Below are 15,236 nucleotides of genomic sequence, written 5' to 3'. Positions count from 1 at the left end.
ACGCCCGTCCGGGCACACGAGGCGCATCATGATCCCGACCCTTATCCGGCGAGCCTCGCTCGCCTTGCTGTTCGCGGTGACGGCCCCAACCGCCCAGGCCCAGGAGCCCCTGAAGCTGGTGGTGGGCCTGCCGGCCGGCGGCAACTTCGACATCATCGCGCGCCTGCTGGCGGACAAGCTGCGCGTCTCGCTGAACCAGCCGGCCATCGTCGAGAACCGCCCGGGCGCGCAGGCGCGGCTGGCCATCCAGCACGTCAAGGCGGCCGCGCCGGACGGCAATACGCTGGTGGTGGCGCCGGGCGCGACCATCTACCTGTATCCGCACGTGTTCAAGCAACTGGGCTACGACCCGTTCATCGATCTCGCTCCGGTGGCCAAGCTGCCGACCTGGGAACTGGGGCTGGCGGTGCCGGCCTCGTCCCCGGCGCGCAGCCTGCAGGATTTTCTGGCCTGGGCCAAGGCCCATCCGGCGGCGGCCTTCTACGGCACGCCGTCGGCCGGCAGCATCCAGCATTTCCTGGGCGTCTCGCTGTCGCAGACCACCGGCATCCGGATGGAACACATCGGCTACAAGGGCGCCGCCGAGGTCATCACCGCGCTGGTCGGCGCGCAGATCCCGGCCGCGATCCTGAACATAGGCGAGATGCTGAACCTGCAGCAGGCCGGCAAGGTCCGCATCCTGGCCACCTTCGGCTCGCAGCGGGCGGCGGAACTGCCGGACGTGCCCACGGCGGCGGAACTGGGCCTGCGCATGGGCCCGGCCCAGGGCTGGGGCGGCATCTACGCGCCGGCGCGCACGCCGGATGCCCGCATCGCCCAGCTCAATGCGGCCATCGTCCGCGCCTTGAAGGAGCCCGACGTGCGAGCGAAGCTGGCCCAGATGGGCATGACGCCGGTGGACAGCACGCCCCGGCAACTGGACGAGCAAGGCCGCCGTGAACTCGAACAATGGCGCCAAGCCGTGCAAGCCTCGGGTTTCAGTGCAGACTGATTCCCCCTACGCCAAGGAAGCAACGATGTTTTCATTGACGACCCGTTCGGTGCATGGCGTGCCGACCGGCTGTTTGCAGACCGCCCGGGGCTGCTATCCGATCGCGGCATCGGCCCGGGTGCTGGGGCTGGACACGATGCCGGATGCCCTGGCCGACCTGTTCCGCAACTGGGCCGCCCACCAGCCGGGGCTGGCGCGCATCGCAGCCGCCGAACGCGAGCTGCATGCGCTGGCCGTGCCGGCCGACGCCCCCGAGCTGGCGCCGCTGCAATATCCCGGCAAGGTCCTGTGCGCCGGCGCCAACTACTACGACCACCTGGCCGAGATGAAGGTGCCCGACGCGCACGACAAGTCCGCGCAGCGGTTGTTCTTTTTCTTCAAGCCCGCGCGGCAGGCGGTGGTGGGACCCGGCGCCACCGTGCGCATCCCGCGCGGCTGCCAATCCTTCGACTGGGAGATCGAACTGGCGCTGGTGATCGGCCGCGAGGCCCGCGCCATCGCGGCCCAGGACTGGCGCGAGCACGTCGCGGCCTATTGCGTGGCGATCGACTTTTCCGCGCGCGACCTGAACCGCGCGCCCGAGACCTTCTACAAATTCGACTGGGTCGCGGGCAAGGCGCACGACACCAGTTGTCCGCTCGGCCCGCTGGTGCCGGCCGCCTTCGTTCCCGACCCGCACGACTTGGCCATGCGCCTGGACGTCAATGGCGAGGTACGGCAGGACGCGCGCACCTCGGGCATGATCTTCGACATCGGCGAACAACTGGCGACGCTGTCCCGCATCATGACGCTGGAGCCCGGCGACGTGGTGCTGACCGGCACCCCCGCCGGGGTGGGCGCCGCGCGCCGCAGCTTTCTAGCCGCGGGCGACGTGGTCAGCGCGCGGATCGAGTCCCTCGGCGCCCTGCGGGTGGAGATCCAGCCGCCGCCGGACTGACGGGACGCGGGCGGGCGCCGGCTTCCCGAGCCCGCGCCTCCAGCCCCGCGATCTCGTGCACCACGTCCAGGAAATGGCCAACCGCCGGCGAGACCGGACGATGGGCATGGGTGATGACGCCCACGGGCGGGATGGTCAGCGGCAGGGCGAACGGCAGGATGGCGAACAGCCCCTGGTCGCGGTAATGGGTGGCCACGCGCCCCGGCACCACGGCCAGCATGTCCGACTTCTGGATCACGGCCTGGCTGAGCAGCAGCGAGGCGGTCTCTACGCGCGGCCGGGGCACGGCCACGCCGGCCTTCACGAACATCTGCTCGAACTGGGGCCGCATGGGCGCGAACTCGGTGGGCAGAATCCATTGCGAGGCGGCCAGCTCGGACAGGTCCAGCCGCCGCCGGCGCGCCCAGGGATGGCCGCTGCGCACGACCACGCAGACGGGTTCGTCATACAGCAGCTCGCTCTCGAAGGCCGGGTCCTGGGTGGCCGCGGTCAGGCGGCCCAGCACCACGTCCAGCTCCTGCCGCGCCAGCGCGGGCAGCAGCACCTCGTTGCTGCCTTCGGTGGCCAGCACCACCACGTCCGGCCAGCGGGCATGCAGCCGGTCCAGCGCCGTGCCCAGCAACACCGACACCGCCGCCGGAAACACGCCCACCCGCACGCGCCCGTGCGCGCCCTCGCGTATCAACTGGACCTCGGTCAGGGAATCGCCCACGCTGCGCAGGATGCTGCGGGCCCACCGTATGGCCGCGTCGCCGCCCGGCGTGGGCCGCAGGCCGCTGGACGAACGCATGAACAGCTGCGTGCCGTAGATGTCCTCGGCATCGCGCAGCAGCTTGCTGGCGGCGGGCTGCGTCATGCTGAGCCGCGCCGCGGCCTTGTGGATGCTGCCGGTGTTGTCCAGCACGTCGAGCAGTTCCAGGTGCCGCAGCCGCAGCCGGCCCCGCACGCGGTTGTCCAGCCGGATGTCCATGTTGCTCCCCTTGTCCCCCGCTCGCGGATCGGCGGGCGCGGTCATGACTCTTCCCCGTACACGGTGTCGCACCATGACTCCGACGCGCCCAGCGCCGCCGACAGCATCCGGCCATGCTCCATCAGCAGGGCCCGGTGGCCCGCCCCGTTCGGCTCCACCCGCTGCGCCAGGCCGGACAGCGTCAGCGCCCCCGCGAACGCGTCCTGGTCGCCGAACACCGGCACCGACCAGGACGTGACGAACTGGTGGTAGAGGCCGCTCGAATGCGTGGGCAGGTCCTCGGGCAGCGCGATCCGCCGATCGCCCACGACCCAGACGTGGAAGACCTGCCCGGTGGCGCTGCCGTCGAAAGGCAGCAGGCTGCCGGCGGTGAGCTGGTCGTGCATGCCTTCGTTGGGCTGGATGCGGAACAGGCACAGGCGCTGGCCTTCGCTGGCCACGTAGTAGGACGCGGTTTCCCCGCTCAGCCGCGACAGCTCGCGCAACCGCGGCACGACCACGTCGGCCAGGCGGAAACTGCGCTCGCACACCCGGCCCAGGTACAGCACCCGCGGCCCCAGCGAATAGCGGCCGTCGGCGTGGCGCACCACGTAGCGCGTGCGCACCAGCGAATTGAGCAGCCGGTAGATGGTGGTCTTGTGCAGCGGCAGGCGGGCGGCGAAGTCGGCCAGGCTGAGACGGTCGGCGTCCAGCCGGAAACAGTCCAGGACGGCCATGGCCCGCTCCACGGCGGTCACGCCTTCGTTGCTCATGCGGCTTTCCTTGAATGCGGGACGGACATCGTTGCCTGCAAGATCGTTGTATAGAGTACAACGAAATTGTATGGATTAAAGTCCCATCGAGCGGTCCGGCCCGTGCCGCCGCCCCCTTCCAGGAGCCCGCATGACATCCGCCCCCGATCATCCCGACTGGCTCGCCTCTTCCCTGCTGGCCGACGTCGGCGCTTACGCGCTGTCCGCGCGCATCAAGCCGCTGGACCCGGCCTGGCGGCTCTGGGGACCGGCGCTGCCGGTGTCCGTCCCCCCGGGAGACAACCTCGCCATCCACCATGCGCTGACCCTGGCCCGGGCCGGCGAGGTGCTGGTGGTCGATGCCCAGGCCTACCTGGAACGCGCCGTCATGGGCGGCATCATGACCACCCAGTCCAAGGCCACTGGCCTGGCCGGCGTGGTCATCGACGGCGCGATCCGCGACAGCCTGGAGCTGGTCGAACTGGGCCTGCCCGTCTTCGCGGCGGGAACGCACCCGGCCGGCCCCTCGAAGAAGGGCGACGGCAGCGTGCTGCATCCCATCGTCTGCGCGGGCGCCCCCGTGCGCGCGGGCGACTGGATCCACGGCGACTGCGACGGCGTCGTGGTCGTGCCGCTGGAACGCAGGGACGAACTGCTGGCCGCCGCGCACGCGAAGTACCTGCGCGAGCAGGAACGCATGGCCGCCATCGCCCGGGGCGAGCTCAAGCCCGCCTGGCTGGACGCGGACCTGGCCCGCGCCGCCATCGCCGTGGGCGCCCGCTAGCGCCGCGCCCCTACCCGATAACGAAACGGAGACGACTCATGTATCGACGCCCCCTCCTGGCCGGCGCCCTCGCGGCCCTGGCCCTGTGCGCCGCGCCCACCGCCGGCGCGCAATCCTATCCCGCCAAGTCCCTGCGCTTCGTCGTGCCGTTCGCCGCGGGCGGCCCGGCCGACGTGGTCGCGCGCGAAGTCGCGACCAGACTCGGCCAGCAACTGGGCCAGACCATCGTGGTGGAAAACATGGGCGGCGGCCACGGCGTCCCGGCCATGAACGCCGTCGGCCGCGCGGCCCCCGACGGCTATACGCTGCTGATGGCGGCCTCGGGCAACGTCACCATCCAGCCCCTGACCATGCGCAGCAGCGCCGAGGCGATGAAGCGCCTGGTGCCGGTCGGCATGGTGTCCAGCAGCCCCCACGTGCTGGTGGCGACGACGAAGATTCCCGTCACCAACGTGCAGGAACTGATCGACTACGCCCGCCGGCATCCCGGCAAGGTGAACTTCGGCTCGGCCGGCACCGGGGGCGTGGCGCACCTGGGCATGGAACTCTTCAAGGCGCTGAGCCGCACCCAGATCGAGCACATCCCCTACAAGGGCACCTCGCAGGTCATGGTGGACCTGGCCTCGGGCGAGGTCCAGGCCCTGTTCAGCAGCATGCCGTCGCTGAAGGCGCTGATCGACAAGGGTTCGATCCGGGCGCTGGGGCTGACGGCTCCCAGCAAGGCGTCGGACACCGCCAGCCTGCCATTGATCTCGGCCACGCTGCCCGGCATGGAATACACCACCTGGTACGGCCTGTACGCGCCCACGGGCACGCCGCAGCCCGTCATCGACAAGCTCAATGCCGAACTGCGCAAGACGCTGACCGACCCCGCGCTGGTCGCCCGCATGCGGGAACAGAGCGTGGACCTGATCGCCAGCACTCCTGCCGAACTGGACGCCCGCACCAAGCAGGACACCGAGAAATGGGGCCGGCTGATCAAGGAAGAGAACCTGAAGATCGACTGAGCTCCCCCGGCTTCCCCCCGACGCCCGCGACCGGCTTGCCCGGTTCCGGGCGTTTTTTTGCCCTCTTTTTTAAATCAAAACATAAATGATAGTGAGAATTAATCTTGATTAAAATCCGTATTTGCTCAAGAATCTCGGCTTCGTTCGTCTACGCCCTAGCGGCCCGGTTGGTTTCATGTCCCGTCCGTCCTCCCCACGCTCCACGCCGTCCCGCCTGCGCCGGGCGCTCCATCTCGCGCTGAGCGCTCCCCTGGCCACGGCCGCCGTCGCCGTGGCGCAGGAGGCCCACACCCTGGAACCTGTCGTCGTCACCGGCACCCGCACCGAAAAGACGCTGGACGACACCCCCATCCGCACCGAAGTCGTCACCCGCGAGGAAATCGAGCGCACCCACGCCCGTACGCTGACCCAGGCGCTGGAGAACATCCCCGGCCTGCAGTTGCGGGAGATCCACGGCAAGTCGGGCTACGAGTTGTCGCTGCAGGGCCTGAGCAGCGACCAGGTGCTGGTGCTGATCGACGGCCTGCCGATCTCGGCCAGCACCGGCTCCACGGTGGACCTGAGCCAGTACCTGCTGACCGACGTCGACCACATCGAGGTGGTCAAGGGCGCCACCTCGGCGCAATACGGCAGCTCGGCCATGGGCGGCGTCATCAACGTCATCACCCGCCCCGCGCAGCCCGGCCTGTCGGGCACGGCCACGCTGGACGCCGGCAGCTACGGCAGCCAGAACAGCAAGGGCGGTTCGTGGCGGCCGGCCAACCGGCACGGCCAGTTCTCCATCCAGGGCGGCAACGAACAACTGCGCGGCCGCATCGCGGCCGACGTGCTGGACGACGACGGCTTCGGCATCAACCCCGACGCCTGGAGCCGCCAGGGCGACGAGATCCGCCGCCAGCAGTATTCGGCGCGCGTGGACTGGCTGCCCGGCGCCCGCCAGCGCTACTTCGTGGACGGCAGCGTCTACCGCGAGGACGACACCCAGCGCTACACCACCTTCGTGCCGCCCAACCTGCTGCCGCAGCGCAAGACCGAAACCATCGAGCGCAAGCGCATCACCGGCGGCGGCCAGTGGGAACTGGGCAACGGCACCCGGCTGCAATTGAAGGGCGTGGGGGAACGCTACGACAGCACTTCCCAGGCCTACTCCAACGAATTCCCGACCACGCGCCGCAACGCCAGGCAGGAAATGGGGCACCTGACCGCGCAGGTGGACCTGCCGGCCTGGCGCAACCAATTGTGGCAATTCGGCGCCGACTACCACTACGAAGACCTCAGGCAGGACAACAACGGCGTTTCCGAATTCGTGCGCAGCGGCTCGGTCGACCGTTCCAGCAAGGAAGTCTTCGCCCAGAACGACATCATCTTCAACGACACCTGGGAACTGCTGCTGGGCGCCCGCTACCAGGACGACTCCGACTTCGGCGGCCACTTCGCGCCCAAGGCCAGCCTGCGCGGCAAGCTGCTCAACACCCAGGACTGGAGCGGTGTGCTGCGGGCAAGTTTCGGCCAGGGCTATCGCGTGCCCAACCTGAAGGAACGCTACTACCTGTTCGACCACAGCGCCCTGGGCTACATGGTGCTGGGCAATCCCGACCTGAAGCCCGAGGCGTCCAACAGCTTCCAGCTGGGCGGCACCCTGACCTTCCGCCAGGACGTCACGTTCGAGGTCAATGCCTTCATGAACCGGGTGAAGGACCTGATCCAGACGGACATGAGCAACACCACCATCATCGATGGCGTCACGGCCTACACCTACCGCAACATCGCGCGCGCCCGCACCCAGGGCATCGAGACCGGCCTGCGCTGGCAGGCCACGCCCGCCCTGGCGCTGAACGTCGGCTACACCTTCACCGACGCCAAGAACCTGGACACCGGCGGCGAACTGACCCGGCGGCCGCGCCACATCGGCCGTATCGGCGCCGACTGGCGCGCCCTGCCCGACACCACGGTATCCGTGCGCACCCGCATCCAGAGCAGCGAACTGATCTCGTCCGACGACGTCGCGCAGTCCAACGGCGGCTCGGGCGGCGGCGGCCGCTCGCCGGGCTGGACCACGCTGGACCTGATGGTCAACCAGAAGATCGGCCGCCAGCTCACGCTGTTCGCCGGCATCAACAACCTGTTCGACCGCCAGCGCGACTTCTCCAACCCAACCGATTTCGGCCCGCTGCGAGGCCGCTTCGTCTACGTCGGGGCGCGCTACGCCTTCGGCTCGACCCAATAACCTTTTCCTAGGGGGGAACCCATCATGCAATCCAGATCCTTGTTCACGCTCGGCGCCCTGTGCGCCGCCCTGGCGCTCGCGGGCTGCGGCGGCGGTAGCGATGGCGGCAGCACCGGGGGCGGCGGCAACAATGGCGGCGGGGACGGCGGCGGCACGACGCCCACGCCCACCAACAAGTTCACGCAAAGCGGCGAATGGACATTCACGCTGCCCGCGGCCGGCGCCTCGGTCTGCTATGACTTCGACACCAAGGCGGCCGTCGCCAGCTGCTCCGGCAATACCTGGGACCTGAAACTGACCAGCAGCGGCCTGACCGGCACGCTGTGGACCAACAGCGGCACCAGCGGAACCGGATCGGGCGGCGCCTTCGGCGGACCGTTCGAACACACCTGGACCGAACTGAAGACCTATCAAAGCGCCACGACGGACCCCGCCAGCGGCGCGGCCCTTCCCGCCACCGTCTACGCCGCGGATGCCGCGGCCAGCGTGTTCACCGGCACCAACGACATCCGCGCCGCCGCGTTCGAATACGGGGTGACCGGCAGCTCCACCGACCACAGTCTCTACCCCAACTTCCGCGTCTTCCTGATCACCGCCAACAGCGCCGCGGTGGTCGGATCGACCACCACGCCGGTCACCACCGGCGATGGCGTGTTCGCCCTGCAGGTCACCGGCTACTATGGCGGCCCGGGCGGCACGACCTCCGGCCACATCTCGTTCCGCTGGGTCACCCGGACAGCCGCCCCCGTCATCCAGACCGCCACGGTCGACGCCACCAGCGGCTGGGTCTACTACGACCTGGTCAACAAACGTACCGTGGACGAGAGCGGCGCATGGCACATCGCCTTCAACCGCTACAACGTCAAGCTGAACGGCGGATCCTCGGGCACCGGTACCGTCGCCGGCTTCCTCGGCAAGACCCCGGCCGGCTTCTACGACTCCACCGGCAAGCCCATTGCCGCCAAGTTCACCAGCACGACCAGCATCTCGGACACCGAAGCCGAACTGACCGCCGCCGACCTGGCCACCCCGGCCCGGACCTCCGCGTGGGTCAAGGACAGCAACTCGTCGGCACTGAACCCCGCCGTGCAAGGCTCCTACCCCAATCCGCTGAGCTATGGCTGGTACACCTACTACCCCACCGCGGCCGCCGCCAAGAACGCCGGGCTGCCCGAAGTCGCCCACATCATCAGCGCCAACCCGGCCAACGGCACCCTGATCCGCAACGGCGAAGGCGGCAGCTACACGCGCCTGCACCTGACCGGCATCAGCTACGCCGATCCCCAGGACGCCAACAGCACCCAGACGTGGACCTTCGCCTACGATCTCCAGCCAGCCGCCGACTGATTAATTTTGGAGCGGTTGTACCTTCACCGCTGTCCCACGGGACAGCGGTTTTTTTTCGTCGCGAAAGCGCCATGCACGTGAAATTCAACATGACATTCTTGGCATAGGAAGAACGAGTCCAGCCGTCAAGATACCTCTCTCTTTTCCGTAGAGACTGCAAAGCCTATCGAGCCACGCCAGCGCCTCGAAGCGGCAGAGCCCGGCGATCACCCCGGCCTCCATCAATAACCTTCTAGGTTAAAATTCTTGTGGAAAAGAGAACCCCTCATTGCAAGCTGTCTTGGGTCAGAGCGCTAATCCAAGCAGGGCAGGTTCGGGCAACAGCCTCGGCACTCGCGGGTGGTGCCTCGCTGGGCCTGGACTTCGACGGAATAATCAATGTAATCACGGCACTGACGCCCCAGGATTTCCATAAAAGCATGACTACACATGCCAACCATCGCATCTGGCAAGACGTTTACCGGCCCAAGACGGCGGTTGGTCAGGTCTACCTGAAATTGACGATCATTCAGGACGTTCTCATTGTGTCCTTCAAGGAACTGTGATCATGCGATGCCCCATTTGCGCAGCGGCCAAGCTGGTACATGACACCCGCGACCTTTCATACAGCTACAAGGGAGAAATCACTTCCATCCCGGCTGTAAGTGGCGACTATTGTCCAGCCTGCGGGGAGAGCGTGCTTGATTCCGTCGAATCGGAACGCGTGAGCGCAGCCATGTTGACGTTCAATCGCCAGGTCAATGCAAAGTGGGTTGATCCCGATTTCATAGCCAACGTGCGCAAGAAGCTGGCGCTTGACCAACGCGAAGCAGCCGAGATTTTCGGCGGCGGCGTCAACGCTTTCTTGCGCTACGAGACCGGCAAGACCAAACCTCCGCTGGCGCTGATCAAACTGCTCAAGGTACTGAACCGCCATCCCGAGTTGCTGGACGAGGTCAGGGCCGTTTAGGAAGCCGAATAGCCCCCCAGCCGACCGCCCGTCTGATAATATTTCCCGCGCCGTCGCAAGCCCTCTCCCCACCCTCCCACCCACCGGAGAAACCCTCATGCGCAAGCTCATCGGCCTGCTGAGCGTCGTTCTGCTATTGGCTGCCTGCTCTGAAAAAAGCGGCGACAAGGAAATCAAGGTGGCGGTATCGCCTGCCTCCCCGCCCAACCTGTTCGAGGAAAACGGCACCACCAAGGGCCTGGACCTGGATATCTTCGAGAGCTACTGCAAGGCCCGTGGCTGCAAGCTCAAGATCACGGCCTACGACTGGCAGGGCATGTTGGGCGCGGTGGTCAGCAAGCAGGCCGACGTGGCGTTCTCCGGCATCTCCATCACCAAGCAGCGCGAAGAGGTCATGGATTTCTCCAAGCCCTACATGGAGAACACCTGGAACCTGGTCAGCCTGAAGAGCCGCAACATCAAGTTCGACGACCTGGCCGAGATGAAGAAGTACAGCGTCGGCTATCCGCGCGGCATGGCCTACAGCGACTTCATCAAGAACGACCTGACGCCCAAGGGGGTCTACACGCTCGACAAGGTCAAGATGTACCCGTCCTATAACGAGGTGCTGTCCGACCTGCAGAACGGCAACCTGGACCTCGCCTTCCTGGACGGCACCGTGGCTTCGGTCTACCGCAAGAAGCTGCCCATCCAGGACAGCTACGTCTTCACCGGCTTCGACCGCTTCGGCTTCGCCTTCCCCAAAGGCTCCAAGCTGCGCGAGGACTTCGACAACTACATGGCGAACGAACTGAAGCCCGAAGGCGTGCAGGCCATCATCAACAAATGGATGCAATAGTCGTCCCCCCCGTACGCCCTTCGGGCGCCCCCCAGGGGGCGATGCGGGTGGACCGGCGGAGCCGGATCCACCGCATCCTGGGTCTAGTGCCGCTGTCTTGGGTTGGTGCGGTGGAGCTTTACCCCATAGGTACGGTATAGCGCGATGGATATCGCGCGGATATTCGGGCTGCTGGGGACGGGGGTTGGATATACGGTCCTGGTGACGCTGGCTTGCAGCGCCACCGGCGTGATCGTCGGGCTGGCCATCGCGATCCTGGGTAGGCTGGGGTGGCGGTGGCTGGATGTCCTGCTTGGGGTATTCACCTACGTCTTCCGCGGCATTCCGGTGCTGGTGCTGCTGTTCATCGTGTTCTTCGGGCTGCCCACCATCGGCGTCGGCGTGCCGCCGCTGGTGTCGATGATGCTGAGCCTGGGGCTGATCACCGGCGCCTATCTGGGCGAGGTGTTCCGCGGCGCGCTGGATTCGGTCGAGGCCAGCGAGGTGCTGGCGGCCGAGGCGATGGGCATGAGCCGGGTGCAGATCTTCGCCTACATCGAGCTGCCGCAGATGCTGCGGTTCTCGGTGCCGGGCATGGTCAACGAATTCACCACCGTGCTGAAGTACTCGCCCTTCGGCTACACGGTGGGCATCCCCGAAGTCATGAAACAGGCCATGGCGCTGTCGGCCGCCACGCTGCGCGGCGTGGAGATCTATTTCGCCGTGGGCCTGGTGTACTTCGCGATCTACAAGATACTGGTGACGGCGATCTGGGCGCTGGAGAAGCGCTGCCGCGTGCCGGGCCTGACGGAGCATTGAGAAACGGCCATGGCGCTACTGACAGTCCGCGATCTGAAAATGGCCTACGACGGCCGGACGGTGCTCAACGGCATCGACCTGGACCTGGAGGAAGGCGAACTCAAGGTGGTGATGGGCCCCTCGGGCTGCGGCAAGTCCACCCTGCTGCGCTGCCTGAACCGGCTGGTCACGCCCACTTCCGGACAGATCATCTTCCGGGGCGAGGACGTCATGCGGCCGGATACCGACGTGCGGGCGCTGCGCCAGCGCATCGGCTTCGTGTTCCAGAACTTCGCCCTGTACCGCCACCTGAGCGCGCTGGAGAACGTGACGCTGGGCCTGCGCAAGCTGCGCGGCATGGCGACCGCCGCCGCCAACGAACGGGCCATGCACGAACTGGGCCGCATGAACCTGGCCGAGCACGCGCAGAAGTATCCGTCGCAGCTCTCGGGCGGACAGAAACAGCGGGTGGCCATCGCGCGGGCGCTGGCGATGGACCCGGCGGTGCTGTTCTTCGACGAGCCCACTTCGGCGCTGGATCCGGTCATGTCGCGCGAGATCATCAACGTCATCAACCAGTTGCGCCGGGACAAGGTATCGATGCTGTGCGTGACCCATGACCTGGCGCTGGCGCGTGCGGTCCAGGGACGCGTGCTGTTCCTGGACCAGGGCCAGATCCTGGCCGAGGGCGAAGCGTCGGAACTGTTCGGCGACCACGCCGACCCGCGCATCCGCGCGTTCTTCAACTGAATGGACGGCCTGCTGACCTTCCTCGGGCAAGTCGCGGAATTCGGGCCGCAGATCCTGCTCGGCCTGGAACACACGCTGCTGCTGGCCGGTGTCATCACGGTGACAGGTCTGCTCGGCGGCATCCTGGTGTTCTACCTGACGCTGAGCCCCAGCCGCCTGTGCCGCCGCCTGACCGAGGGCTACATCTCGTTCTTCATCGGCACGCCGCTGATCGCCCTGCTCTTCCTGATGTACTACGGCCTGCCGCAATGGGGGCTGCGCCCCTCGCCGCTAACCGTGGCGATCATCGGCTTCACGATGAACGTGGCGGCCTACAACGCGCGCTATCTGGCCACGGCGTATCGCGGGCTGGACCGGGACGAACTGGAAGCGGCGCGGGCGCAGGGATTCTCGGCGCCGCAGATCTTCCGCCTGATCACGTTGCCGCAGGTGCTGCGGCTGTCGATTCCCGCGCTGTCCAACCAGGTGATCCTGAACCTGAAGGACAGCTCGGTGGCCTTCCTGATCCAGTACACCGAGTTCTTCGCCCAGATCCAGGACATGGCGATCCGCAACTTCCAGTTCTTCAAGGCCTATGTGCTGGCCGGACTGGTCTACCTGGCGCTGGTATCGGTGATCGTGCTGGCCGCGCGCCAGTTGGAGCGGCGGCTGATCCTGCCGGGGACGCGGCGCTGACCCTCCGGACTATCACAGGCCGTATTGCTTGCCCGGATAGTCCTTCTGTCCCATATCGCGGGCGAGGTCCACGAACGCCCGCATGTATTCGGTCTGTTCGGCCTCGCCATGCCAGTGGACCGCGGCCCAGGACTGAAGGCGCTCCCTCTTGTAGTGGACGGGGATGATCCTGGCATCGCTCCGACGCAGGGTCACCACGGACGACACCAGGGCGATTCCGTGCCCCGCGATGGCCATCTCCACCAGACTGCTGTACGAGCCGCTTTCGAACCGGACATCGGTCAAGCGGTAGCCCCCCCGGCGGCATGCCTGATCGATCAACACCCGGCTTCCGATTCCTCTGATCATCAGCAACAGAGGCTTGTCCTGCAGCTCGGCCAGCTCCAGCGAACGGCGGCGCGCCAAAGGATGGCGGCGATCGACGATGGCGATCAGGTGCATGGGAAACAGCCGCTCTCCCTGCACGCTGTCGGTGGTGGCATAGCGGGTCAAGCCCACGTCCAGTTCGCGCGTCTCCACCTGCGCGATCACGCTTGCCGAATCGACCTCGAAGATCTTCAGCCGAACCTGCGGCCAGCGTTGCGAGTATTCGCGCAACAGGTTGGGCATCATCGTGTCGAACAACATAGGCGTGGCGCCCACCCTCAGCAGCCCCACCGCGCCGTGGGCCATGTCGCGCGCCCGCTCGCTGAACGCCTCGACGTCGCCGAGGATGGCACGCGCCCGGGCGAACAGATCGTGCCCTGCCGGTGTCAACGCAAGGCTGCGGCCCTTGCGGAAAAACAGGGCCACCCCGAGCTCCAGCTCCATGTCGGCGACCTGCCGCGATACCGCGGGCTGGGTCCTGAATAGCCGATTGGCGGCCTGCGTGAAGCTCAGGCATTCCGCCACTTCCGAGAAGACCCGTAGCGACTGAAGGCTGATCTTGGTGTTTTTCATAACATCCATGTTATGCGAAATCGCATTTTTTCTCATTTGACCGGCATATCACGCGGACAACATACTCGCCCCATCAATACCCGCCGCATCATCGAGAAGGAGAATCATGGCCGCGTCCACGGTATTCATTGTCGGAGCAGGCCCGGTCGGACTTGCCAGCGCCCTACTGCTCGCCGACGCAGGCATCCCGGTCCATGTTCTGGAACGCAGTCCGGAACAACCCAGGGACATGAGGGCGTCAACCTTTCATCCGCCGACGCTCGACATGCTGACCCGCCTGGGCGTGACCGAGGAGTTGGTCGGCGCCGGTCTGGTGGCGGCCCACACTCAGCAGTGGGACAGGCAAGAGGGTTTGATCGCCGACTTCGATCTCTCGCTGCTCGCCGGCGAAACGCGCCACCCCTTTCGCCTTCAGTGCGAGCAGTGGAAACTGACCGACATGCTTGCGCAGAGACTGTCGGGACATCCTCTGGCCACGATCAGCCTCGGGACGGAAGTCACCGATGTCGACCAGGACGAGGACGGCGTCACGCTGCGTGGCCGCTGCGGCGGCGAAACCGTTTCCCACCGCGGCAGCTATGTCGTGGGCGCCGACGGCGCATGGAGCACCGTACGTCAAAGCGCCGGTATCGCCTTCGAGGGATACACCTATCCCGAACGGTTTCTGTTCATCTCCACCGACTTCGAATATGCGGAGCGGTTCACGGGCATCTCGTATGTCAATTACTTTTCCGACCCCGACGAATGGTGCGTCCTGCTGCGTGTTCCCAGCATGTGGCGGGTACTGTTCCCCGTCGCAACCGACATCGACGACAAGGCGCTGCTGGCCGACGACTCGATAGAAAGCCATCTGCAGCGGCTGGCGACAAGGCCCGCGCCCTACCGGACGATCCACCGGACCATCTATCGCGTCCATCAACGGGTGGCCGCACGGTTCCGGCACGGCCGGATACTGCTGGCGGGAGATGCCGCGCACATCAACAATCCGCTCGGCGGAATGGGGATGAACGGTGGCGTGCACGACGCGTTCAACCTGAGCGACAAGCTCATCGAGGTTCTGCGCGGCGGCGATCCAGCCCTGCTCGACCGCTACGAGCGCCAGCGCCGCTCCATTGCCATCGAATACATCAATGCCGGCACGGCGCAGAACAAGAAACACCTGGAAGAGCGCGACCCCGCCGCACGCCGGCAGCATCTGGACCAATTGCGCAGGACCGCCGCGGATCCCGGCCTGGCCCGGACCTATCTGCGGCAGAGCTCCATGCTCGACGCTTTGCGGCAGGCGGCGGAAATCCACTGAATACAAGGAGGGGA

Annotated in this window: 16 protein-coding genes; 13 read left to right on the top strand and 3 right to left on the bottom strand. The window is 66.6% G+C overall.

Features of this window, described 5'->3' with window-relative positions; all coding sequences use genetic code 11:
• Positions 1-28 precede the first annotated feature (28 nt).
• Positions 29-991: a tripartite tricarboxylate transporter substrate-binding protein gene (locus EV675_RS06530; RefSeq protein WP_130356515.1), complete on the top strand. Its 963-nt coding sequence runs from the start codon at positions 29-31 to the stop codon at positions 989-991.
• Positions 992-1,016: 25 nt separating this feature from the next.
• Positions 1,017-1,928 (top strand): fumarylacetoacetate hydrolase family protein, encoded by a 912-nt coding sequence (locus EV675_RS06525; RefSeq protein WP_130356514.1) that lies wholly within the window; start codon positions 1,017-1,019, stop codon positions 1,926-1,928.
• Here EV675_RS06525 and EV675_RS06520 read toward each other — a convergent pair.
• Positions 1,867-2,943, bottom strand: a complete 1,077-nt coding sequence (locus tag EV675_RS06520; RefSeq protein ID WP_165404463.1) for a LysR family transcriptional regulator — start codon at positions 2,941-2,943, stop codon at positions 1,867-1,869. The two genes, EV675_RS06525 and EV675_RS06520, sit on opposite strands and share 62 nt — an antisense overlap.
• Positions 2,940-3,650 (bottom strand): IclR family transcriptional regulator, encoded by a 711-nt coding sequence (locus tag EV675_RS06515; protein ID WP_130356512.1) that lies wholly within the window; start codon positions 3,648-3,650, stop codon positions 2,940-2,942. The genes EV675_RS06520 and EV675_RS06515 overlap by 4 nt, the downstream gene beginning before the upstream one ends.
• Positions 3,651-3,780: 130 nt before the next feature.
• Between EV675_RS06515 and EV675_RS06510 the strand changes: the two genes are divergently transcribed.
• From EV675_RS06510 to EV675_RS06465, 10 genes are all read left to right on the top strand, one after another.
• A complete protein-coding gene (locus EV675_RS06510) occupies positions 3,781-4,413 on the top strand; it encodes an RraA family protein (RefSeq protein ID WP_130356511.1) in 633 nt (210 codons plus the stop codon).
• Between the two features lie 38 nt (positions 4,414-4,451).
• Complete coding sequence (locus EV675_RS06505) at positions 4,452-5,420, top strand: Bug family tripartite tricarboxylate transporter substrate binding protein (protein WP_130356510.1); 969 nt, start codon at positions 4,452-4,454, stop codon at positions 5,418-5,420.
• A gap of 175 nt (positions 5,421-5,595) precedes the next feature.
• A complete protein-coding gene (locus EV675_RS06500) occupies positions 5,596-7,647 on the top strand; it encodes a TonB-dependent receptor plug domain-containing protein (protein WP_130356509.1) in 2,052 nt (683 codons plus the stop codon).
• 24 nt (positions 7,648-7,671) lie between these two features.
• Entirely contained in the window at positions 7,672-8,994 is a 1,323-nt protein-coding gene (locus tag EV675_RS06495) for an HmuY family protein (RefSeq protein WP_130356508.1), read from the top strand.
• Positions 8,995-9,242: 248 nt separating this feature from the next.
• Complete coding sequence (locus EV675_RS06490) at positions 9,243-9,539, top strand: type II toxin-antitoxin system MqsR family toxin (RefSeq protein ID WP_130356507.1); 297 nt, start codon at positions 9,243-9,245, stop codon at positions 9,537-9,539.
• A gap of 2 nt (positions 9,540-9,541) precedes the next feature.
• Positions 9,542-9,943, top strand: a complete 402-nt coding sequence (locus tag EV675_RS06485; RefSeq protein WP_130356506.1) for a type II toxin-antitoxin system MqsA family antitoxin — start codon at positions 9,542-9,544, stop codon at positions 9,941-9,943.
• Between the two features lie 97 nt (positions 9,944-10,040).
• The gene (locus EV675_RS06480; protein ID WP_130356505.1) at positions 10,041-10,781 is read left to right on the top strand and encodes a transporter substrate-binding domain-containing protein; all 741 of its coding nucleotides are present in this window, start codon (positions 10,041-10,043) and stop codon (positions 10,779-10,781) included.
• Positions 10,782-10,925: 144 nt separating this feature from the next.
• Complete coding sequence (locus EV675_RS06475) at positions 10,926-11,579, top strand: amino acid ABC transporter permease (protein WP_130356504.1); 654 nt, start codon at positions 10,926-10,928, stop codon at positions 11,577-11,579.
• 9 nt (positions 11,580-11,588) lie between these two features.
• A complete protein-coding gene (locus EV675_RS06470; protein WP_130356503.1) occupies positions 11,589-12,308 on the top strand; it encodes an amino acid ABC transporter ATP-binding protein in 720 nt (239 codons plus the stop codon).
• Positions 12,309-12,983, top strand: coding sequence for an amino acid ABC transporter permease (locus EV675_RS06465; protein WP_130356502.1), 675 nt, complete (start codon positions 12,309-12,311; stop codon positions 12,981-12,983).
• Between the two features lie 12 nt (positions 12,984-12,995).
• Here EV675_RS06465 and EV675_RS06460 read toward each other — a convergent pair whose 3' ends face one another.
• Entirely contained in the window at positions 12,996-13,922 is a 927-nt protein-coding gene (locus EV675_RS06460; protein WP_165404462.1) for a LysR family transcriptional regulator, read from the bottom strand.
• Positions 13,923-14,028: 106 nt separating this feature from the next.
• Between EV675_RS06460 and EV675_RS06455 the strand changes: the two genes are divergently transcribed.
• Positions 14,029-15,222, top strand: a complete 1,194-nt coding sequence (locus EV675_RS06455) for an FAD-dependent oxidoreductase (RefSeq protein ID WP_130356501.1) — start codon at positions 14,029-14,031, stop codon at positions 15,220-15,222.
• Positions 15,223-15,236: the final 14 nt, after the last annotated feature.

This window comes from Pigmentiphaga kullae (genome assembly GCF_004216695.1).
In the GTDB taxonomy this organism is placed as follows: Bacteria; Pseudomonadota; Gammaproteobacteria; order Burkholderiales; family Burkholderiaceae_B; genus Pigmentiphaga; species Pigmentiphaga kullae.
This window is presented reverse-complemented; position numbering and strand designations above follow the sequence as displayed.